Annotated in this window: 21 protein-coding genes; 16 read left to right on the forward strand and 5 right to left on the reverse strand. The window is 62.8% G+C overall.

The window, feature by feature from the left end:
• Window positions 1-33: 33 nt before the first annotated feature.
• From MESCI_RS23800 to fabD, 3 genes are all read right to left on the reverse strand, one after another.
• Entirely contained in the window at window positions 34-270 is a 237-nt protein-coding gene (locus MESCI_RS23800; RefSeq protein ID WP_006203723.1) for an acyl carrier protein, read from the reverse strand.
• A gap of 211 nt (window positions 271-481) precedes the next feature.
• Window positions 482-1219, reverse strand: a complete 738-nt coding sequence (fabG, locus tag MESCI_RS23805; RefSeq protein WP_013532516.1) for a 3-oxoacyl-[acyl-carrier-protein] reductase — start codon at window positions 1217-1219, stop codon at window positions 482-484.
• Between the two features lie 59 nt (window positions 1220-1278).
• Entirely contained in the window at window positions 1279-2220 is a 942-nt protein-coding gene (gene fabD / locus MESCI_RS23810) for an ACP S-malonyltransferase (RefSeq protein WP_013532517.1), read from the reverse strand.
• A gap of 253 nt (window positions 2221-2473) precedes the next feature.
• On the opposite strand from fabD, the gene MESCI_RS23815 reads away from it, so the two are divergent.
• Window positions 2474-4429 (forward strand): LTA synthase family protein, encoded by a 1956-nt coding sequence (locus MESCI_RS23815; protein WP_013532518.1) that lies wholly within the window; start codon window positions 2474-2476, stop codon window positions 4427-4429.
• A 47-nt stretch (window positions 4430-4476) separates the two neighbouring features.
• Here the strand turns inward: MESCI_RS23815 and MESCI_RS23820 are convergent, their stop codons facing one another.
• The gene (locus MESCI_RS23820) at window positions 4477-6138 is read right to left on the reverse strand and encodes a pilus assembly protein (protein WP_013532519.1); all 1662 of its coding nucleotides are present in this window, start codon (window positions 6136-6138) and stop codon (window positions 4477-4479) included.
• Window positions 6139-6589: 451 nt separating this feature from the next.
• Here MESCI_RS23820 and rpsF point away from each other — a divergent pair, with 451 nt between their 5' ends.
• The 13 genes from rpsF (at window position 6590) to MESCI_RS23885 (ending at window position 18700) form a co-directional block, all read left to right on the forward strand.
• Entirely contained in the window at window positions 6590-7090 is a 501-nt protein-coding gene (rpsF, locus tag MESCI_RS23825; protein ID WP_013532520.1) for a 30S ribosomal protein S6, read from the forward strand.
• Window positions 7090-7338 (forward strand): 30S ribosomal protein S18, encoded by a 249-nt coding sequence (gene rpsR, locus MESCI_RS23830; protein ID WP_006203718.1) that lies wholly within the window; start codon window positions 7090-7092, stop codon window positions 7336-7338. The genes rpsF and rpsR overlap by 1 nt, the downstream gene beginning before the upstream one ends.
• A 218-nt stretch (window positions 7339-7556) precedes the next feature.
• Window positions 7557-8141 (forward strand): 50S ribosomal protein L9, encoded by a 585-nt coding sequence (rplI, locus tag MESCI_RS23835; protein ID WP_013532521.1) that lies wholly within the window; start codon window positions 7557-7559, stop codon window positions 8139-8141.
• Between the two features lie 301 nt (window positions 8142-8442).
• A complete protein-coding gene (locus MESCI_RS23840) occupies window positions 8443-9747 on the forward strand; it encodes an SAM-dependent methyltransferase (protein ID WP_013532522.1) in 1305 nt (434 codons plus the stop codon).
• A gap of 67 nt (window positions 9748-9814) precedes the next feature.
• Window positions 9815-10138 carry a YnfA family protein gene (locus MESCI_RS23845; protein ID WP_013532523.1) on the forward strand — a complete coding sequence of 108 codons (324 nt, stop codon included), beginning with the start codon at window positions 9815-9817 and terminating at the stop codon, window positions 10136-10138.
• Between the two features lies 1 nt (window position 10139).
• Window positions 10140-11117 (forward strand): small ribosomal subunit Rsm22 family protein, encoded by a 978-nt coding sequence (locus MESCI_RS23850; RefSeq protein WP_013532524.1) that lies wholly within the window; start codon window positions 10140-10142, stop codon window positions 11115-11117.
• A gap of 220 nt (window positions 11118-11337) precedes the next feature.
• On the forward strand, window positions 11338-12828 hold the full coding sequence (locus MESCI_RS23855) for a replicative DNA helicase (protein WP_013532525.1): 1491 nt from the start codon (window positions 11338-11340) through the stop codon (window positions 12826-12828).
• Between the two features lie 222 nt (window positions 12829-13050).
• Entirely contained in the window at window positions 13051-14454 is a 1404-nt protein-coding gene (gene radA / locus MESCI_RS23860) for a DNA repair protein RadA (protein WP_013532526.1), read from the forward strand.
• A 63-nt stretch (window positions 14455-14517) separates the two neighbouring features.
• Window positions 14518-15186 (forward strand): CvpA family protein, encoded by a 669-nt coding sequence (locus tag MESCI_RS23865; protein ID WP_013532527.1) that lies wholly within the window; start codon window positions 14518-14520, stop codon window positions 15184-15186.
• Between the two features lie 105 nt (window positions 15187-15291).
• Window positions 15292-16761 carry an amidophosphoribosyltransferase gene (gene purF / locus MESCI_RS23870; protein WP_013532528.1) on the forward strand — a complete coding sequence of 490 codons (1470 nt, stop codon included), beginning with the start codon at window positions 15292-15294 and terminating at the stop codon, window positions 16759-16761.
• 43 nt (window positions 16762-16804) lie between these two features.
• A complete protein-coding gene (locus MESCI_RS23875; RefSeq protein ID WP_013532529.1) occupies window positions 16805-17545 on the forward strand; it encodes an SDR family NAD(P)-dependent oxidoreductase in 741 nt (246 codons plus the stop codon).
• 135 nt (window positions 17546-17680) lie between these two features.
• Window positions 17681-18310 carry a hypothetical protein gene (locus tag MESCI_RS23880; protein ID WP_013532530.1) on the forward strand — a complete coding sequence of 210 codons (630 nt, stop codon included), beginning with the start codon at window positions 17681-17683 and terminating at the stop codon, window positions 18308-18310.
• Between the two features lie 168 nt (window positions 18311-18478).
• Window positions 18479-18700, forward strand: coding sequence for a hypothetical protein (locus MESCI_RS23885; RefSeq protein WP_013532531.1), 222 nt, complete (start codon window positions 18479-18481; stop codon window positions 18698-18700).
• Window positions 18701-18703: 3 nt separating this feature from the next.
• On the opposite strand, the gene MESCI_RS23890 is transcribed toward MESCI_RS23885, so the two are convergent.
• Window positions 18704-19210 (reverse strand): OsmC family protein, encoded by a 507-nt coding sequence (locus tag MESCI_RS23890; protein ID WP_013532532.1) that lies wholly within the window; start codon window positions 19208-19210, stop codon window positions 18704-18706.
• A gap of 202 nt (window positions 19211-19412) precedes the next feature.
• Between MESCI_RS23890 and aguA the strand changes: the two genes are divergently transcribed.
• Together aguA and MESCI_RS23900 are read left to right on the forward strand one after the other, a co-directional pair.
• A complete protein-coding gene (gene aguA, locus MESCI_RS23895) occupies window positions 19413-20519 on the forward strand; it encodes an agmatine deiminase (protein ID WP_013532533.1) in 1107 nt (368 codons plus the stop codon).
• Between the two features lie 45 nt (window positions 20520-20564).
• Complete coding sequence (locus MESCI_RS23900; protein WP_013532534.1) at window positions 20565-21659, forward strand: polyamine ABC transporter substrate-binding protein; 1095 nt, start codon at window positions 20565-20567, stop codon at window positions 21657-21659.
• Window positions 21660-21719 lie beyond the last annotated feature (60 nt).

Consider the following 21719-nt stretch of genomic DNA (forward strand, 5'->3'; position numbering starts at 1 on the left):
GCAGGTCCTCCCCGGTGATGACTGCAGAAAGCGTCAGGCCGAAGCCTTGTCGATGTACTTCACGGCATCGCCGACGGTCAGGATGGTCTCGGCCGCGTCGTCGGGGATCTCGACGCCGAATTCTTCTTCGAACGCCATGACGAGTTCGACCGTGTCGAGGCTGTCGGCGCCCAGATCATCGATGAAGCTCGCCTGCTCCGTCACTTTGTCGGCATCGACGCCAAGGTGCTCGATGACGATCTTCTTGACGCGCTCTGCGGTGTCACTCATTTGGGCATCCTCGTCTTTTGTTTGTCTGTCTTCGTTAGCGGGCAGAATGCCGCTAATCAAGCTGAAAGATGGTCCTGCCGGAAACGCAACGACTACGGACCGATTTTTGCCCGAACCGCCGGGTTGCGGGCCGCATTACACGAAAAATAGCTGAGGTCCAAGCCGAAATGGTCTCTTTACACAACCCGCCGGCGTTGCTGCAGAACCTCGTTCAAATCATAGCCATGCCGCCATTTACGTGGATGGTCTGGCCGGTGACGTAGGCGGCTTCGTTGGAGGCGAGATAAGCGACGGCGGACGCGACTTCGACGCTGGTGCCCATGCGCCGCGTCGGGATCGCCGCCATGATCGCCTCTTTCTGCTTGTCGTTGAGCTTGTCGGTCATTGCCGATTCGATGAAGCCTGGTGCAACACAGTTAACTGTGATGTTGCGGGTGGCGATCTCCTGCGCCAGCGACTTGGAGAAGCCGATCATGCCGGCCTTGGAGGCGCAGTAATTGGTCTGGCCGGGATTGCCGGTCACGCCGACCACCGAGGTGATGTTGATGATGCGGCCATGGCGGCGGCGCATCATCGGATGGGTGAGTTCGCGGGTGAGCCGGAAAACGGCGGTCAGATTGACCTCGATCACGCTGTCCCAATCGGCATCCGACATGCGCACGAACAGCCCGTCCTTGGTGATGCCGGCGTTGTTGACCAGGATGTCGACGCCTTCGAGATCGGCCTCGGCTTTCTGGCCGAGCGCCTTGACCTCGTCACGGTTGGACAAATTGGCCGGGAACAGCTTGACCCGGTCGCCAAGCTCGCTAGCCAGCGCCTCCAGTTTCTCGACGCGGGTGCCATGCAGGCCGACGATCGCGCCTTGCGCATGCAGCATCCGGGCGATCGCCTCGCCGATGCCTCCCGATGCGCCGGTGACGAGCGCCTTGCGGCCAGTCAATTCGAACATTTTTGTCTCCTGATTGAGAAGAGAACACCCCTTTGCAGGGAATGGGATCAAATAGGGCTTTATGCAAGCGCTGCTAGCGTTGCCTCGACCTCAGCCGCCGAGCCGACCGACGCAGTGGCGATGTCGCGGTTGATGCGCCGCGCCAATCCCGAAAGCACCTTGCCGGCGCCAATCTCGTAAAGCGTGGTGACGCCATTTGCGCCGAACCACTCCACGGTCTCGCGCCAGCGTACGCGGCCGGTTATCTGCTCGACCAGGCGGCGGGCGATCTCGTCCGGATCGCTGGTCGGGCTGACCGTGACATTGGAGAGGACGGGAACGACCGGCGCATTCTTTGTCACACCGGCGAGTGCGTCGCGCATAACGTTCGCGGCCGGCGCCATCAGCGCCGAATGGAAGGGCGCGGACACCTGCAGCATCAGTGCGCGCTTGGCGCCTTTCTCAGTGCACAGTTTCGCCGCCAGTTCGACCGCGGCCCTGGCGCCGGAAATGACCAGTTGGCCGCCGCCATTGTCGTTGGCGATCTGGCAGACGGAGCCTTTGGCGGCTTCCGCGCAAGCGGCTTCGACATCGGCCTGTTCCAATCCGATGATCGCCGCCATGGCGCCCTCGCCGGCCGGCACCGCCGCCTGCATGGCATTGCCGCGGATGCGCAGCAGCCTGGCGGCATCGGCAACCGAAACGAAGCCAGCGGCCGCGAGCGCCGAATATTCGCCCAGCGAATGACCGGCGACATAGGCGACCTTGCCTTTCAGCGAGAAGCCGCGCGATTCCAGCGCCCGGATCGCGGCCAGCGACACCGCCATCAGCGCCGGCTGCGCGTTGGCGGTCAGCATCAACGTCTCTTCCGGCCCTTCCCAGATCAGCTTCGACAGGTTTTCGCCGAGCGCGTCGTCGACTTCCTGGAAAATTCTGCGCGCCTCGGGAAAGGCCTCGGCGAGATCCTTGCCCATGCCGACTGCCTGGCTGCCTTGTCCAGGAAAGGTGAATGCAACGGCCATGCGCGGGCTCCCAAGGGCTGGTTTTGCTTGCCTGATAGACGAGTTTTTCTTGCCTGTGACGCAAGGCAGGCCGCCAAGTCAAGCCCGGTTCGACCCTGCTCGACCGCAGCTTCATCCGCCGAGTGCCTGTTCCGAAAGGCTTTTTGGCGATCACTCCTGATGAAAACCGCTCACGATTCGTTTGCTGGCTCTTCTTATTTTGGCCACAGGCGCTAGCTTTGCGTGACAATTCCATGACAATCGAGTGACGTGCTTGTCGCTGGGTGGGGAAGTTAAAGTGGCAAAGAGTTACAAACGCGCCGGCAAGGCCGCGCCACAGTTCCTGGAAGACGACCCCTCCACCGGCTATCTGCCGGGCAGGAGATGGCCGGTCGTGCGCTATGGGCTGATCAGCCTGGCGATCGCCGCCGTCCTGGTGTTTGCCATCGAACTGATCGTGCGCGGCGACTTTGCCGGCACGGTCTCCTTCTTCCTGCAGCCGCTCAAGCCGGGCTGGACCACCATCGTCGTGTTCGCGCTGATCCTGATCGGCCTCGATGCGGTGCTGGGCCGCAGCCATCAGAGCCTGATGATCGTCGCGCCGCTGACGCTATCGCTTGCCTTCGTCGGCCACCAGAAGTCGCATTATCTCGGCGATCCGCTCTATCCGACCGATTTCCTCTATGCCCGCCAGATCTTCGCGCTGTTGCCGCTTTTGGTGCGCGACCGGCCGATGACCGCGCTCGCCATGGTCGTCGGCATCGTCGCCGGCCTGTCGCTGCTCGTCTATGGCTGGCGGATGTGGCGCCGCAAGGTTCCCGCACTCAGCCGCAAGGGACGCCTTGCGCGGCTGACGCTGGCAGTGCCGCTGCTCGCCTTCTTCGTTTCGATCATGGACTATGCCACCTTCTCCTGGACCAGGGACCGGTTGCAGATCATCCCGATCATGTGGGACCAGAAGGAAAACTATGCCTCCAACGGTTTTGCGCTGGCCTTTGCGCTCAATGTGCCGATGGCGCATGTCTCTGCGCCGCCGGGCTATTCCGACAAGGCGATCGCGGCGATCGCCAGGCCCGATGTGACCGCCTCGGTGCCGGCCGAGAAGCCTGACATCATCATCGTCATGAGCGAGTCCTTCTGGGACCCGACCAAGCTGCCCGGCGTCACCATCACGCCCGATCCGATCCCCAATGTGCGGGCGCTGCGCTCCGGCTCGATGTTCTCGCCGGAGTTCGGCGGCATGACCGCCAATATCGAGTTCGAGGCGCTGACCGGCTTCTCCAACGCGTTCCTGCCGGCCGGCAGCATCCCCTACCAGCAATATGTGCGCACGCCGACGCCGTCGCTGGCAACCTTCCTCAAGAGCCAGGGTTATCGGGCGCGCGCCATCCATCCGGGCACCAACTGGTTCTGGAACCGTGGCGCGGTCTACGCCGATTTCGGCTTCAACGATTTCAAGTCGGAAGAGACGCTGCCGCCAATGCAAAAGCGCGGGCCACTGGCATCGGATGCCGCGATGACCGACGAGATCATCAGCGAGGCCGACGCCAGCGAAGAGCCGGTGTTCTTCTTTGCGGTCAGCCTGCAAAACCACGGTCCCTACGAACCGAACCGCTATTACAGTCCCACGCACAGGGTGCAGGCGCCGATCAGCCAGTGGGCGCGCGAATCGCTGCTCAGCTACGCCGAAGGCTCAGCCGATGCCGATCGCGGTCTCGAACGCCTCGTCGAATGGGCAAAGACACGCTCCCGCCCAACCGTGATCGCCTTCTTCGGCGACCATCTGCCGCCGCTCGGGCCGGTCTATGTCGAAACCGGCTTCCTGAAGGACAATGTCGCGCCGCGCAAGGAAGCGTCGCCCGAGGCTGCCCTCGAGCATCATGAGACGCCGCTGGTCATCTGGTCGAACCGCACCGGGCCGGCTGAGCACATGGGCGCTGTCAGCCCGGCCTTCCTGCCCTATCATATCCTGAAGACGGCCGGCATCAGCCATCCCTACTACACCGGCTTCCTGGGCGAGATGAGCGAACACTACCGTGTCGTCGACCGCAATTTGCTGCTGACGCCGGCTGGCGAGGCCACGCCCGATTGGGCGCGGCAGAAGGAGATCGATCCGGCGATCCGCGATTTCCGCCTGCTGCAGTACGATATGATGTTCGGCAAACGCCACGCAGCGCCCGACTTCTTCCCCGAAACGGTCGACAAGATTGTCGCCGCCCATACGAGTTGAGGCCAGCGATTTCCTCAGAGCCTGCTGGTCCGTCTCGGTTCGCGTGTTCAGTTGGTCAATTGCAGCTTCGTGAAGTTGTTGGCGATCTGAAGGAACACGTTCGGCAGTTTGGTCGGATCGTTGACGGCATAATAGTTGCTCGGATCCGAGGCGCAGGCGCTGTAAAGCGCACGGTTGGCTGCGGTGTCGGATTGCAGCACCATGGTGTAGATCTGCACGCCCTCGTTCTTCAATTGCGTGCAAACGTTTTTGGTCCAGCCGTCGACATTGCGCGCAGCGGTCGTCTGGTTGTCCGATCCGAAGCGGCCGCCAGCCAGATAGCCATAGGATGTGTAATCCGACTTTGTCGGTTCTTGTTCGCTGGCGCCATAGACGACGTTCTCGCCGTCGGTGAGCAACAGCACGATCTTGCTGATGCCGGGCGTCTTCCAAGGCGCTCCGTCGGTGTAGGGCGCGGCGGGCGACAGCACACGCATACCCCATGACAGGCCCTCGGAGACATTGGTACCCGAGCCATTCCACTCGGTCATCTGACTGGCCGCCTTGCGCAGCTTGTCGAAATCGTCGGTCAGGGGGACCACCGGGGTCGGACACGCACGGTTCGGGCCGACAGTGACGGGAGAGCCGATCTCGGTGATGAGTTCCTTGGCGGGCGCAACATATTTGGCGATCTTTTCCCTGGCATCCCTGTCATCGGGCGACAGAAGTTCGATGAGATTGCCGAGCAGGTTGCTGAGATCGATGCCCAGAATGTTGATGCCCGACTGGGCAAGCCTGGTTTTGTCGCTGACATCGTTGAGATAGGAGTTGTTGTAGTATTTATCCGAATTGCCATAGGAGCCAGACGGCTTCTGGGCGTCTTCGGGATCATCCGGCGCAAAGTAGGGCACGAACAGCGTGTCGGGCTTGGCCGGGTCGGGTGGCGTGTCGGAGATATTGTAAGCGCCTGGCCGCGCCTCGACGCAACCTTTCCATCCGGTGCCATTCCATCCGGCATCGGCCCATCCGGTCTTCTTGAGCTGTTTGAAAAGCGCCATGTGGTTCGGCCGCTTGCCGTCGATGACGGGAAAATTGACGCCGTTGGTTGAGGACTTGCCGTCCATGTCGATCCAGGACGGGTCGAAGCCGTCGCCATTGACATTGACGGCCGTCACGAAAGGAACCGGCGAGGCGCGGATCTTGCGCGTTGGCGATTTCGCCGCTTCGAGCGTGTCGAGCAACGATTTTGTCGCCGTCCTCAGCGCCGTCATCCGCGCGCCGGCCATCGAGCCGGTGTTGTCCAGCACCAGCACGACTTCGAGCTGGTTGTTCGATTCGACCGCCGAGGCATCGACCACGATGTGCTTGCTGTCGCCGAACAGGAAGGCGAAGTTGAGATGGACGTCCGCCGAGGCAACCGCCTTGGTCTTGACGAAGTTGACGCCCTTGTCGACAGTCAACGTCGCCTGCGCATTGTCGAGCTCGCCATGACCGACGATGTTGGCCTGGAAATAGCGGTTGAAAGCGTCATTGCGGGTGATGTCGAGATCGCCAAGATGCGAAGAAGCAAGGTTTGCCGAATCGAGAGCGTTCTGCAAATTGCTCTTGGCCCGCATAAGGGTCGAGACATCGGTTGCGAAAGCGACTGCCGTCAGGATGACCGGCAAACCCAGTCCCAGCACAAGCGTGAAATTGCCGCTCTTCGAGCGCCAGAATTTGTTGAGAAGCATCCTTACCCCCGGAAATGCTTGCCGCTTTTGCGCGGTTGTCCGGGCTTTTGCGCCTTCCATGATGAATCGACCGTTGACGGCCAGGCTTCAACTCCACACAACCTGCTGGTGTGGTTAAGACGTGGTTGCCGGAAACCACGACTCCGGCCGTTGCTGCTCCCGATCGTCGCCTGCGACACACGGGAATGCCGCTTGCCCTTGCTTTGCGGCCGGATTGCTGTATAGACGCCCGCAATCTGCCGGTCCTTGCTGGGGGCTGAACGGAGGGCCGGAGGTTTTTCAGAACCTTCGTGTGAAGCCGGAAGTGCTTCCGCCTCCCGTGTCTCCGCTCTCGACCGTCTCGTCATGCTCCTTTCTTCCCCCTGCCCCTCGAGGGTTTGCGGGTCAGAGAAGTTGCAGAGGCTTTTGCCGCCGGGAACCGGGAGAGAAACGAAGAAAGGCATAAGACATAATGGCTCTTTACGAACATGTGTTTCTTGCCCGGCAGGACCTCTCGCAGCAGCAGGTCGATGCGCTTGTCGAACAGTACAAGGGTGTCATCTCCGCAAATGGCGGGTCCGTCGGCCGGGTCGAGAACTGGGGACTGAAGTCCCTCACCTACCGGGTCAACAAGAACCGGAAGGCTTACTACACGCTGATGGACCTGAATTGCCCGGCGGCCGCGCTCAACGAGATGGAGCGCCAGATGGGCCTGTCCGAAGACGTGCTGCGTTTCCTGACCATCAAGGTCGAGGCGCATGAGGAAGGCCCGTCGGCCATGATGCAGAAGCGCGAAGAGCGCTCGGAACGCGGCGGCTTCGGCGACCGTGACCGTGGCGATCGTGGTCCGCGTTCGTTCGGCGATCGTGATCGCGGCGACCGTGGCGATCGTCCGCCGCGCTCGTTCGGCGACGCCGGTGCCGATCGTGGTCCGCGCCGTCCGCGCGAAGGCTTTGAAGGGGGTGCAGAATAATGGTCGACATCAATCAGATCCCGACCCGGCGCCCGTTCCATCGCCGCCGCAAGACCTGCCCGTTCTCCGGCGCCAACGCGCCCAAGATCGACTACAAGGACGTGCGTCTGCTGCAGCGCTACATTTCCGAGCGTGGCAAGATCGTGCCGTCGCGCATCACCGCCGTCAGCCAGAAGAAGCAGCGCGAACTCGCCAAGGCGATCAAGCGCGCCCGCTTCCTCGGCCTGCTGCCCTACGTGGTTCGCTAATATCTCAAATGCGGGCGGTTCGCCGCCCGCTCTTCTCCCACGGCGACGGGCGCCGCAGGGTTGAACATCAAATCCCGGGTTGAGGTCAAAACCTCTAACTGCCGCACAGGCAGGACAGCGACACCAGCGCCAAAGGCGCTCAAGCTTCCTGACCTGTTCCCAAGACATTCGGCGCCGATCTCATCGATCGATTGGCGTCCAACCAAAGGAACAAATCCATGGACGTCATTCTTCTCGAACGCGTTTCCCGCCTCGGCCAGATGGGCGATACCGTCAAGGTCAAGGACGGCTTCGCCCGTAACTTCCTGCTGCCGCAGGGCAAGGCGCTGCGCGCCAACGAAGCCAACAAGAAGAAGTTCGAAGGCCAGCGCGCCCAGCTTGAAGCCCGCAACCTCGAGCGCAAGTCGGAAGCGGCCCAGGTCGCTGAAAAGCTCGACGGCAAGAGCTTCATCGCCGTTCGCTCCGCCGGCGAAACCGGTCAGCTTTACGGTTCCGTTTCGACCCGCGACATCGCCGATCTGCTGACGGCGGAAGGTTTTTCGATCAACCGCAACCAGATCCTGCTCAACCAGCCGATCAAGACCATCGGTGTCACCAATGTGGCGATCGCGCTGCATCCGGAAGTCGAGGTCACCGTCACGCTCAACATCGCCCGCACGGCCGACGAAGCCGAGCGCCAGGCCAAGGGCGAGACGCTGACCACCGCCGAAGCCATCTATGGCGACGACATCAACGACAACGCCCGGCCGGAGAACTTCTTCGATCCGAACACCGAGTTCGAGGGCGACGAAGACAACGCCTGATCACACGTCGCAAGCGATTGGAGCCATGGGGCTGATCACGACTTGACGCCAAGCTCCGATCACTTTGCCGTCATCCAGCCATGCTGGACCAATGCCCGGGCCTCGCGCCCGGGCATTTTTGTGCCAAATGGAACTTTTCGAACCCCTATATATTGTTGCAGACTATGGCGTCGCGCGTCCTTTGGCCGCGCAAAGCACGCTGTGCAACTTTGGTTCGGCGCAAGATCTCCGGCGAAATCGATCCCGATTTTCGCGGTCACGCGCCAAGGCAGCCTGTCTGGCCGAGAGGGGACATTTGGTCATGAATATTCTGTTAAAGCGCGTTCTCGACCGCTTGGTGCGCACCGGCAATCTTAGGGTAACCGGCCCCAAGGGCACGGCGGTGGTTTTCGGCGACGGCAGCGGCGAACCGGTGCACATGCACATCAAGACCGCGCATGCCGAGCGCGCCATCACCTTCGATCCGATGCTGGCGGTGCCTGAAGCCTACATGGACGGCGAACTCGACATTCTCGAGGGCGGCGTGCTGGGCGTGATGCGCATCGCCTTCCAGAACATGGGCAGCGGCGGCATCGACGCCACCTGGTCGAAGGCCATCGAAGGCCTGCGCCACGCCTTCCGCCGGCTGCAGCAGATCAACACCGCCTCGCGCTCGCGGCGCAACGTGCAGCGCCACTACGATCTGTCGGGCGATCTCTACCGGCTCTTCCTCGACGAGGACATGCAATATTCCTGCGCCTATTTCGAGCAGCCGGACATGACGCTCGACGAGGCGCAGGGCGCCAAGAAACGCCACATCGCCGCCAAGCTCCGGCTGAAGGCCGGCCAGACGGTGCTCGACATCGGCTCCGGCTGGGGCGGGCTTGGCCTCTATCTCGCCAAGGCGTTCGACGTCGACGTGCAAGGCGTCACGCTGTCGACCGAGCAGCATGGCGTCGCCACCGACCGGGCGCATGCGCAAGGGCTGGAAAGCCGCGTGCATTTCGAGCTGAAGGACTACCGCGAACTCAATGAGCGTTTCGATCGCATCGTCTCGGTCGGTATGTTCGAGCATGTCGGCGTCAACCACTATCGCACCTTCTTCGACAAGAGCGCGACGCTGCTCAAGCCGGATGGCGTCATGCTGTTGCACACGATCGGCCGTTCCGGCGTGCCGTGGGCGACCAGCGCCTTCATCCGCAAATACATCTTCCCGGGCGGCTACATCCCGTCGCTGTCGGAAGTGATGCCTGCGATCGAGAAGTCGGGCCTGGTCGTCACCGACGTCGAGATCCTGCGGCTCCACTATGCCGACACGCTGAAGCACTGGGGCGAGCGCTTCGCCGCCAATCGCGACAAGGCCAAGGCGATCTATGACGAGCGCTTCTGCCGCATGTGGGAATTCTATCTGGCGGCCTCGGAAGCCGCATTCCGCTGGCAGGATCTGGTGATCTTCCAGATCCAGATCGCCAAGAAGAACGATACGCTGCCGATGACACGCGACTACATGGCCAAATGCGAAAAAGCGCTGGAGATGCGCGATATGGGGCATCGTGAAACGGCTCCCGTCAAAAAGAGCCCGGCCGCCAAGCCGGCTCGCCGCCGCAAGGTTGCCGACCAGGAATAGCATTGCCGCTTGCCATTGCCGGCGCCGGCACTGAAAAAGGTCCCGTGACCGTCGCGGGACCTTTTTCATGACCTTTGTCCTCTATGCCGCCGCCGCTCTGGCCGAGATCGCCGGCTGCTTTTCATTCTGGGCCTGGTGGCGGCTGGAGAAGTCGCCGCTTTGGCTGCTTCCCGGCCTCGCCTCGCTTGCCCTGTTCGGCTTCCTGCTGGCGCTGGTCGACACGTCAGCCGCCGGTCGCGCCTACGCCGCCTATGGCGGCATCTACATCGTGGCGTCGCTTGGCTGGCTGTGGCTGGTTGAAGGCGTTCGCCCCGACCGCTGGGATCTTGCCGGTGCCGCGCTCTGCATTGCCGGTGCTTCGGTGATCCTTCTCGTCCCGCGGGGCGCTTGAGATGGAGTTGCCTGCCTCCCTTCGCCAAGGTGTCGAGCGTCTGCTCGAAAACGTTCCGCTGGCGGTACTCAAGCAAGCGGCAAAGACGCTGTCCGACCGCTACCGCGCCGAGTTGCGCGACGGCCGTCTGCACATGGCCGAGGATCTGGCGGTGAAGGCCTATCTGGCGACGCGGCTGCCGGCGACCTATGCCGCGATCCGTGCCAGCCTCGACGCGCTGAGCGACGCCAAGCCTGCCTTTCAGCCCAGGACCTTGCTCGATGTCGGCGCCGGCCCTGGCACGGTGCTTTGGGCCGCGACCGATCTGTGGCCCGATCTCGAACAGGCGGTGTTGTTCGAAGCCAGTGCCGCCGTGCGTAAGGTCGGCGAGACGCTTGCCGGCAACACTATTGCCGCCCAGAGCAGATGGCTGGCCGGTGATGCCACCATCGACCTTGCTGACATCGAGCCGGCCGATCTGGTCACGTGCGCTTATGTGCTCGATGAAATCGCGCCGGCATCGCTGCCGAAACTCATCGACCGGCTCTGGCAACTCACTGGCGACACGCTCCTGATCGTCGAGCCCGGCACCCCCGCCGGCTGGCAGCGCATCCTTGCCGTGCGCCGGCAGCTGATCGAGGCGGGCGCGCATGTGCTTGCGCCTTGCGCGCATCAGGCGCCCTGCCCGCTGGTCCAGCCCGACTGGTGCCATTTTTCCCGCCGCGTCGCCCGCTCGCGCCTGCATCGGCTGGCCAAGGATGCCGACGTGCCGTGGGAAGACGAGAAATTCATCTACGTCGCGGCTTCTCGCGACGGCCCCACATCACACCAGGCACGAGTTCTTGCGCCACCGAAATCCGGCTCCGGCAAGGTTCTGCTCAAGCTTTGCCAGGACGACGGCACCGCCACCGAGCGCTTGTTCACCAAGCGCGACGGCGCCGACTTCAAGTTGGCCCGGCGATTGGACTGGGGCGACAGGCTGGACAACATCGCAAAATGAACAGTGCCATTGTTCTTGCTTTGTTCCGACGAGTCAGATAGAGATCCACGCCCTGTCGAGTCAACCGGAATCGGGGCACGCGAATACTCTCCTGTGGACGATTGGTTGTTCCTGTGAACAACGGGCATCAAGGTTCTTTGGTTGGGTAGTGATGCAGAAAGGTCAGCACCGACTCATCACGTTCTGATATCGAAAGGCCGGGATTGAAATCGGGGATATCATGGCAGAGGCAGCGCGAAAATTCGGCGTCGCGGAAACACCGCTTTATCGTGAAGCGCCAAACAACATCGAGGCCGAGCAGGCGTTGCTCGGCGCCATCCTCGTCAACAACGACGCCTTCTACCGCGTCTCTGACTTCCTCAAGGCCAGCCATTTCTACGAGCCGCTGCACCGCAAGATCTATGAGGTGGCGTCCGAGTTCATCCGTATGGGCAAGGTGGCGACGCCGATCACACTGAAAACCTTCCTGCCGGCCGACGAGAAGGTTGGCGACATGACGATGGCGCAATATGTCGTGCGGCTGGCGGTCGAGGCTGTGACCGTCGTCAACGCCACCGACTATGGCCGCGCCATCTATGACCTTGCGACGCGCCGCGCGCTGATCACCGTCGGCGAAGACATGGTCAACATCGCCTATGACGCGCCGGTCGACATGGCACCCGGCGAACAGATCGAGGATGCCGAGCGGCGGCTGTTCGAGCTGGCCGAAAACGGCCGCTACGATGGCGGTTTCGAAAGCTTTTCCGATGCGTTGAAGAATGCCGTCGACATGGCCAGCGCGGCCTATATGCGCGATGGCCACCTGTCCGGCATTGCCACCGGCCTGCGCGATCTCGACCATCGCATGGGTGGCCTGCAGCCTTCGGATTTGATCATCATCGCCGGCCGCCCAGGCATGGGCAAGACGTCGCTGGCCACCAACATCGCCTACAACATCGCTGCCGCCTATGAGCCTGCCCAACAGGCCGACGGCTCCGTCAAGGCGGCCAATGGCGGCGTCGTCGGCTTCTTCTCGCTTGAAATGTCGTCGGAGCAGCTGGCCACCCGCATCATCTCCGAGCAGACCGAGATTCCATCATCGAAAATCCGGCGCGGCGATTTGACGGAAGCCGATTTCGGCAAGCTTGTCGCCTACACGCAGGAGAACCACAAGCGCCCGCTCTACATCGACCAGACGGGTGGTATCTCGATCGCCCAGCTCGCGGCGCGCGCCCGCCGCCTCAAGCGCCAGCGCGGGCTGGACCTGATGGTCATCGACTATATCCAGCTGATGCAGGGTTCATCTGCCAAGGCGTCGCAGAACCGCGTCCAGGAAATCACCGAGATCACCACCGGACTGAAGGCGCTCGGCAAGGAGTTGGGCGTGCCGATCATCGCGCTCTCACAGCTCTCGCGTCAAGTCGAAAGCCGCGACGACAAACATCCGCAGCTGTCCGACCTGCGCGAATCGGGCTCGATCGAGCAGGACGCCGACGTCGTGCTGTTCGTGTACCGCGAGGAATATTACATCAAGAACAAGGAGCCGGAGAAAGGCACGCCCGAGCATCTCGCCTGGGAGACGAAGATGATCGAGGTCCAGGGCAAGGCCGAAGTGATCATAGCCAAGCAGCGCCATGGACCGACCGGCACCGTCAGCCTTGCCTTCCAGGGCGAGTTCACCCGCTTCTCCGACCTCGCCGAGGAGCATCATCTGCCGGAAAGGTTCGAGTGACCTATTGAGACAGGTCCCATTCCTTGGCGCCCCCCTCTGTCCTGCCGGACATCTCCCCCTCAAGGGGGGAGATCGGATGGCATCGACGCTTTCGCCAATTTTTGGCGTTGAAAAGAAGGCGCAAGCGCTGAAGCTGCAAATCTCCCCCCTGGAGGGGGAGATGGCCGGCAGGCCAGAGAGGGGCGCTGCCCCGCCAGCCTGTCACGGCGTGGCTTCCATCTAATGGCCAAGTCGCGCGTCCAATTCATCTGCCAAAGTTGCGGATCGGTGCATCAGCGCTGGGCCGGCAAATGCGATGCCTGCGGCGAGTGGAACACGCTGGTCGAGGAAGGCACGTCCGGCGGCATCGGCTCAGGACCAGCCAACACGCGCAACGCCCGCAAGGGACGCGCCGTGGTGCTGACCACGCTGTCCGGCGATATCGAGGACGCGCCACGCATCATCTCGGGCATTGGCGAACTCGATCGCGCCACCGGCGGCGGGTTCGTGCGCGGCTCGGCGCTGCTGGTCGGCGGCGACCCCGGCATCGGCAAGTCGACGCTGCTCACCCAGGCGGCCGCGGCGCTGGCATCAAAAGGCCACCGCATCGTCTATGTCTCGGGCGAAGAGGCGGTCGCGCAGATCAGGCTGCGGGCGCAGCGGCTTGGCGTCGCCTCCTCTCCGGTGGAACTTGCCGCCGAGACCAATGTCGAGGACATCCTGGCGACGATCGCCGACGGCAAGCGGCCTGATCTCGTCATCCTGGATTCGATCCAGACGCTGTGGACCGACCTTGCCGATTCGGCACCCGGAACCGTCACCCAGGTGCGCGCTGCCGCCCAGGCGATGATCCGCTATGCGAAATCCACGGGTGCGGCGATCGTACTGGTCGGCCATGTCACCAAGGAAGGCCAGATCGCCGGGCCGCGCGTCGTCGAGCACATGGTTGACGCCGTGCTCTACTTCGAAGGCGAAGGCGGCCACCACTACCGCATCCTGCGTACGGTGAAGAACCGTTTTGGACCGACCGACGAGATCGGCGTCTTCGAAATGTCGGACAAGGGCCTGCGCGAGGTCGCCAATCCGTCCGAGCTTTTTCTTGGCGAACGCCATGCCAAATCGCCGGGGGCGGCGGTTTTCGCCGGCATGGAGGGGACAAGGCCGGTGCTGGTCGAGATCCAGGCACTGGTCGCACCCTCCTCGCTCGGCACGCCGCGCCGCGCCGTCGTCGGCTGGGACGGCGCCCGGCTGTCGATGATCCTGGCGGTTCTCGAAGCCCATTGCGGGGTGCGATTCGGCAGCCATGATGTCTATCTCAATGTCGCCGGCGGCTACCGGATTTCGGAGCCCGCGGCAGATCTCGCAGTGGCGGCCGCCCTGGTTTCCTCGCTCACCGGTCTTGCCCTTCCCGCCGATTGCGTCTATTTCGGCGAAATCAGCCTTTCGGGCGCCGTGAGGCCGGTTGCGCATGCGCAACAGCGCCTCAAGGAAGCCGAAAAGCTGGGTTTTGGAAGCGCGGTTCTGCCCTCGGGCAGCGGGGAACTGGCCGGGGGGATCGGGGCCGGTTCTTTCCAGCCGACCGAGCTTGCCGACCTCGTGGCACGCATAGCCGGCTCACGCCGAAGCCGCGTGGACGAAGAAGACTAGAGCATCGGACCCAGAGCCCGATGTTCGGCGCTATAATGCGGCTCATGGAGTGGGGCGAAAGACATGCCGATTACGCTGCTTGACGGAATTCTCGTCGGCTTCACTCTGGTTTCGGCGATGCTCGCCATGGTTCGCGGCTTCTCGCGCGAAGTCCTGTCCGTCGTCTCCTGGGCAGCGGCGGCAGCGGCGGCGTTCTTCTTCTACAAGCCGGTCGTGCCTTACCTCGCTCCCTACATCGAGAATGAAAAGGTCGCCATGGCGGCCGCCGCCGGCGTGGTTTTCATCATCGCGCTGATCGTCGTCTCGGTCATCACCATGAAGCTCGCCGACTGGATCATCGATTCCCGGATCGGCGCGCTCGATCGTACGCTCGGTTTCCTTTACGGCGCCGCGCGCGGCATCCTGGTCGTTGCCGTCGCCCTGCTGTTCTTCAACTGGCTGGCCGGCGCCAAGGCACCAGCCTGGGTCACCGAGGCCAAGTCGCGGCCGCTGCTCGAACAAATCGGCGCCAAGCTCGAAAGCCTGCTGCCCGAGGATCCGGAAAACGCGATCCTCAAGAAGCTCAATCCGAATCAGCCGGCCGCCGAGACGCCAGCTGCTCCGGACGCACCGGCGGCGGATGCTCCGGCGGGCGGCGACGATACCAACACGCCGGCGCCTGACGACAATGACGCAACACCACCGGCGAACAACGCCCCGGCCGCTCCGGCACCGGCGGCACCGGCAAACTGACGCCGAAAAACGGCGTCAGGATCTGACGATGGTGTGAACGACTGCACGGCCCGCGTTGCTTTCGGCGCGAACCCGCATTATATGGCGATTTTAGCGGAGCTTAAGATGGCAGACGCAGACGACGTGCTTTCCGCCGAGGCCGACGACCATTTCCACGACGAATGCGGTGTGTTCGGCATTTTCGGCCGGCAGGACGCTGCGGCCATCGTTACATTGGGCCTGCATGCGCTGCAGCATCGCGGCCAGGAAGCGGCCGGCATCGTTTCCTATGACGGCAGCCAGTTCCATGTCGAACGCCATGTCGGCCTGATCGGCGACACCTTCACCAAGCAGCGCGTCATCGACAGCCTGCAAGGCAACCGCGCCATTGGCCATACGCGCTACGCCACCACGGGCGGCGCCGGCATGCGCAACATCCAGCCCTTTTTCGCCGAATTGGCCGATGGCGGTTTCGCCGTCGCCCACAACGGCAATCTGACCAACGCCATGACCGTGCAGCGCGCGCTGCAGAAGCAAGGCGCGATCTTCTCCTCCACCTCCGATACCGAGACGCTTTTGCACCTCGTCGCCACCAGCAAGGAGCGCGATTTGAACTCGCGTTTCATCGATGCGGTGCGGCAGGTCGAGGGCGCTTTCTCCCTGGTGGCGATGACGGCCAAGAAGATGATCGGCTGCCGCGATCCGCTCGGCATCCGGCCGCTGGTGCTGGGCGATCTCGACGGCGCCTGGATCCTGGCCTCTGAAACCTGCGCGCTCGACATCATCGGTGCGCGTTTCGTGCGCGACCTGAAGCCCGGCGAGATGGTCGTCGTCACGTCCAAGGGCATCGAGAGCCTGTTCCCCTTCGAGCCGCAGAAGACCCGCTTCTGCATCTTCGAATATGTCTATTTCGCGCGGCCGGATTCCTCGGTCGAAGGCCGCAACGTCTATGAGGTGCGCAAGCGTATCGGCGCCGAGCTGGCGGTCGAAAGCCCGGTCGAGGCCGACATCGTCGTGCCGGTGCCGGATTCGGGCACGCCGGCGGCGATCGGCTTCAGCCAGGCGGCCGGCATTCCCTTCGAGCTCGGCATCATCCGCAATCATTATGTCGGCCGCACCTTCATCCAGCCGGGCGATTCGATCCGCCATATGGGCGTCAAGCTGAAGCACAATGCCAACCGGCGCATGATCGAAGGCAAGCGCGTGGTTCTGGTCGACGACAGCATCGTGCGCGGCACCACCAGCCAGAAGATCGTGCAGATGGTGCGCGACGCCGGCGCCAAGGAGGTGCATATGCGCATCGCCTCACCGCCGACACGCGCCTCCTGCTTCTACGGTGTCGACACGCCGGAGAAATCGAAGCTCCTGGCGTCGCGCATGTCGATCGAGGAGATGGCCGAGTTCATTCGCGTCGATTCGCTTGGCTTCCTCACCATTGACGGGCTCTACCGCGCGGTCGGCGAGGCCAGCCGCGACAACGACCAGCCGCAATTCTGCGATGCCTGCTTCACCGGCCAGTACCCGACCCGCCTGCTCGACTTCGAAGGCCACGACAATGTGCGCACGCTGTCGCTGCTGGCGACAAGCGGGACGTAGGCCGGACCGCCATCAGCGTTAGTCAATTCCCGGAATCCATCGCATGACCCTCGACCTTTCCGGCCGCGTTGCGGTCGTCACCGGCGCCTCGCGCGGCATCGGCTATTTCATTGCCAAGGAATTGGCTGCCGCCGGCGCGCATGTCATTGCGGTGGCTCGTACTGTCGGCGGGCTGGAAGAGCTCGACGACCAGATCAAGGCGGCCGGCGGCCAGGCGACACTGGTGCCGCTCGACCTCGCCGACATGGCCGGCATCGACCGCCTGGGCGGCGCCATCCACGAACGCTGGGGCAAGCTCGACATTCTCGTCGCCAATGCCGGCGTGCTCGGCGTCATCTCGCCGATCGGTCATGTCGAAGCAAAAACCTTCGAGAAGGTGATGACCATCAACGTCACCTCGACCTGGCGGCTGATCCGCTCGGTCGACCCTCTGCTGCGGCTCTCCGATGCTGGCCGCGCGATCATCCTGTCTTCCAACGCCGCGCACTCGGCGCGCGCCTTCTGGGCACCCTACGCGGCATCCAAGGCCGCGGTGGAGACGATGATGCGCTCCTGGGCGCATGAGACGCAGAGCCTGCCGCTCAGGGTGAACGCCGCTGACCCCGGCGCCACCCGCACCGCCATGCGGGCCCAGGCAGTGCCGGGCGAAGATCCCGAGACGTTGCCGCATCCCTCCGAGATCGCCAAACGCATCGTGCCGCTGGCCAGCCCGGACCTGAAAGAGACCGGATTGATCTTCCAGGCCAAGCACAATCGCTTCGTCGCCTATAGGCAGCCGGAATAAAAGTTGAGCCTTTTTTTTGACGCATGTCGGTTTCCCAAAAACCGCTGCGCACTTTTAAGCGACATGCGTAGGGATTAAACAGGCCTCCGGAAACGTTTCTTCGACGTAGTCGAAGCCCAAACCGGAGGAACCACCATGCGCAAACTGCTTCTCGCCACCGCGGCCATCCTGATCGCAGCCGCGGGCGCCGCTTACTCGCAAGATGCCAAGATGAGCTTCTTCGTCACCAGTGTCGGTTCCGGCAAGGGTGCCGACCTCGGCGGCCTCAAGGGTGCTGACGCGCATTGCGCATCGCTGGCGGAAGCCGCCGGCGTCACCGGCAAGAGTTGGGCCGCCTATCTGTCGACCAGCGACACCGACGCCCGCGACCGTATCGGCAAGGGGCCGTGGGTGAACGCCAAGGGCGTCAAGATCGCTGACGACGTCGCCTCGTTGCACAGCGATGCCAACGGCATCACCAAGCAGACGGCGCTCAACGAGAAAGGCGAAGTGGTCAACGGCCGCGGTGACACGCCGAACCGCCACGACGTGCTGACCGGCTCCAAGCCCGACGGCACCAAGATCGCCGACCAGACCTGCGGCGACTGGACGATGAGCGGGGCGGAAGGCGCCGCGATGATGGGCCATCATGATCGCACGGGCCTCGACGATTCTGCAGCCGCCAAATCCTGGAATTCCTCGCACGCCTCGCGCGGCGGCTGCAGCCAAGAGGCGCTGAAGGGCACCGGGGGCGATGGCTTGTTCTATTGTTTTGCCACCAACTGAGCCGATTGCGCTTCGAAATCGGGCTGGGAAACCCGCCGTCACATCACGCGGCTGTGATGAGACGGCGGGAAGCTGTGCGGCGGTCATGCTTTCGTCATTTCCTTGGAGTTGGTAGGGTCACCGCGACTCCCACAACAAGCGCCCAACTGGCAGAACAAGGAAATCCCCATGGCTACGACCGCAGCAGCGTTGGTCTGGTATCTGGTAATCGCCGGTCCGCAAGGCGGCATGGTCGTGCTGCCCAGCACCTTCGACAAGCGCGAACAATGCACCGCCGCCATCACCGAATATCAGAAGCAGCCGACACCAGCCGGCTGGTCGGTGCAATGCGTGCCGAGCGCCTCGCCCTTCACCGACGAGGGTGACGCCGAAGAACCGTCAGCACAGTAGGCGTCAGCGGCGTGCGCTGACCGTCAGTTCCGGCTTCTGGCTGATGGTCTGGAATACCACGCAATAACGCTCGGTCAGCTTTAGTAGCGAGTCTATCCGCTCCTGCGGCTCATCGGTGTCGAGGTTGAAATTGAGCCGGATGGCGCGAAAGCCGACCGGCGCATCCTTGGCGACACCGAGCGTGCCGCGAAAATCGAGATCGCCTTCAGCCTCTACCGCGGCGGCGCCGAGTTTGAACTCGAGCGCCGTCGCCACCGCCTTCAGCGTCACCCCGGCGCAGGCGACCAACGCCTCCAGCAGCATGTCGCCCGAGCAGAGCTCAAGGCCTGAGCCGCCTGTTGCCGGATGCAGGCCGGCGATGGCGAGCGCCCTGCCCGTCTCCACCTTGCAGGCAACCGACTGGTCGTCGATCGAGCCCTTGGCGCGAAGCGTGATCATGGCCTGCGAAGCGTCGTCACGATAGGCCTGCTTCAGCGGCGCCTGCATGGCCTTCAGTTCGGTCGCATCCATCCGCTTTCCCCTTTCGTCGACTGCTTGCGTCACCGGCATGCGCCGTCCGGTCAAGATTTGCGCCGATCACCTTGGGAAGGCAATGCCATTCCGCAACAGGTGCCAGCCGCCTACACCGATATCCCAAATGGGACATTGACGGACAAGGTCCCAAAAAAGTCTGATCCGGGCAAGTCATCACTCCATTTCCCGGCGGTCCCCGATGCCTCGAACCCTCTCGACAAGGCCGAAACAGGATGGGTTTCGCGCGCCCGGCGAATTCGAACCCAAGTCAGGCTGCTGGATGATCTGGCCGGAGCGGCCGGACACCTGGCGCCTCGGCGCCAAGCCCGCGCAAAAACTGTTCGCCGATGTCGCCGCGGCGATCGCGCAAAGCGAGCCGGTGACGGTGGCGGCTTCTGCTCGCCAGTGGCAGAATGCCCGAGCGCGATTGCCTGGCCATGTGCGTGTCGTGGAGATGTCCACCAATGATTCCTGGCTGCGCGACAGCGGTCCCAACTTCGTCGTCAACGATCAAGGCGACGTGCGTGGCGTCGATTGGATCTTCAACGCCTATGGCGGTTTTGACGGCGGCCTCTATTCGCCATGGGACCTGGATGACCTTGCGGCGCAAAAAGTGCTCGAAATCGAGAACATGGATCGCTACCGCGCACCTCTGATCGCCGAGGGTGGCGGGTTGCAGTGCGACGGTCAGGGCACGCTCATCACGACGGAGCAATGCCTGCTCAACCGAAATCGCAACGCTCATCTCGGCAAGGCCGAGGTGGAGCGCCAGCTTGGCGACTATCTCGGTGTCGACACCGTCATCTGGCTGCCACGCGGCTTTGCCTTCGACGAGACCGACGGCCATGTCGACGACGTCTGCTGCTTCGTGCGCCCCGGCGTGGTCGTGCTGAGCTGGACCGACAATCGGGACGACCCACAATATGAGATCGTGCGCGAAGCCGAGGCGGTGTTGCGTTCGGCTCGTGATGCGAAGGGCCGCGCGCTGGAAGTTCACCGGCTGCCCCATCCCTTGCCGATCGAGATGACGCCGGAAGAAAGCGACAGCGTGGACCGGCTGGATTCGACCTGGGCGCGACCGGCCGGAAACCGGATCGCGGCGAGCTACATCAACTACTATCCGGGCAACAGCGTCGTGGTGGTGCCGCAGTTCGGCTGCGATCTCGATGTGAAGGCCAAGCGGACGCTGGCCGAGCTGTTTCCCGACCACCGAATAGTCGGCATCGAAAACTCGCGAGAGATCCTGCTGGGCGGCGGCAATGTCGCCTGCATCACCTTGCCGGTCTATGCCCCGCAACGACGTTGAGGGACGGAGCATGCCGAGAACACATAGCGAAAACGGAGGACATTCATGCGCGCTCTGATCTTCTCAACCCTGCTTGCCTGCGGCGTCTGCGCAAATGCGGCTTCGGCGGACGAGGAAAAGATCGTCAACGTCTACAACTGGTCCGACTACATCGCGCCGGACACGGCCGAGAAATTCGAGAAGGAAACGGGAATCAAGGTTCGTTACGACGTCTATGACGGCAACGAGGTGCTTGAGACCAAGCTGCTCACCGGCGGCTCCGGATATGACGTGGTCTACCCTTCAGCCTATCCGTTCCTCAAGAACCAGGTGAAAGCAGGGGCTTTCCTGGAACTCGACAAATCGAAGCTTGCCAACCACTCGAAGATCGATCCGCAAGCCCTCGCGCTGATCGCCGGCGCCGACCCGCAGAACCTGCATGCAGTGCCCTATATGGCGGTCACCGACGGCATTGGCTACAACGTCGCTGCGGTGAAGCAGCGGCTGCCGGACGGGCCGACAGATTCCTTCGCCATGGTCTTCGACGTCGATGTGGTCAAGAAGCTGTCCGATTGCGGTGTAGCTATCATCGATGCGCCGGCTGAAGTCATCCCGATGGCGATGAACTACCTTCACATCAACCCCAAATCGACCAGTCCCGACGACCTCGCCAAGGTCGAGGACCTGCTGGTCAAGGTGCGGCCCTACATCCGCTATTTCCATTCGTCGAAATACATCAACGACCTCGCCAACGGTGACATCTGTGTGGTGTTGGGCTGGTCGGGCGACATACTCCAGGCAAGGACCCGTGCGGCGGAATCCGTGAAGAAGCTGGAGATCGCCTATTCCATCCCCAAAGAAGGCACGCTCATCAACTTCGATACGATGGCGGTACCGAAAGATGCGCCGCATCCCGACAACGCCCAGGCCTGGATCAACTTCAATCTGCGGCCCGATATCGCCGCGGCCAATTCCAGCTATGTCTCCTACGCCAATGCGATACCGGAGTCCCTGCCGCTGATGGACAAGGCCATAGCCAGCGACCCCGGCGTCTTTCCGCCTGATGCCGTGAAGGCCAAACTGTTCGTGGTGGACAACAACGACCCAAAGCTGCTGCGATCCCAAAACCGCATGTGGACGCGCATCGTGACGGGACAATAGAGCAATTCCAGAAAAAGTGCGCAGCGGTTTTCCCGGGAAAAGCGCGTAGCGCTTTCCCTT

The sequence above is a fragment of the Mesorhizobium ciceri biovar biserrulae WSM1271 genome (assembly GCF_000185905.1).
GTDB classification, from domain to species: Bacteria; Pseudomonadota; Alphaproteobacteria; order Rhizobiales; family Rhizobiaceae; genus Mesorhizobium; species Mesorhizobium ciceri.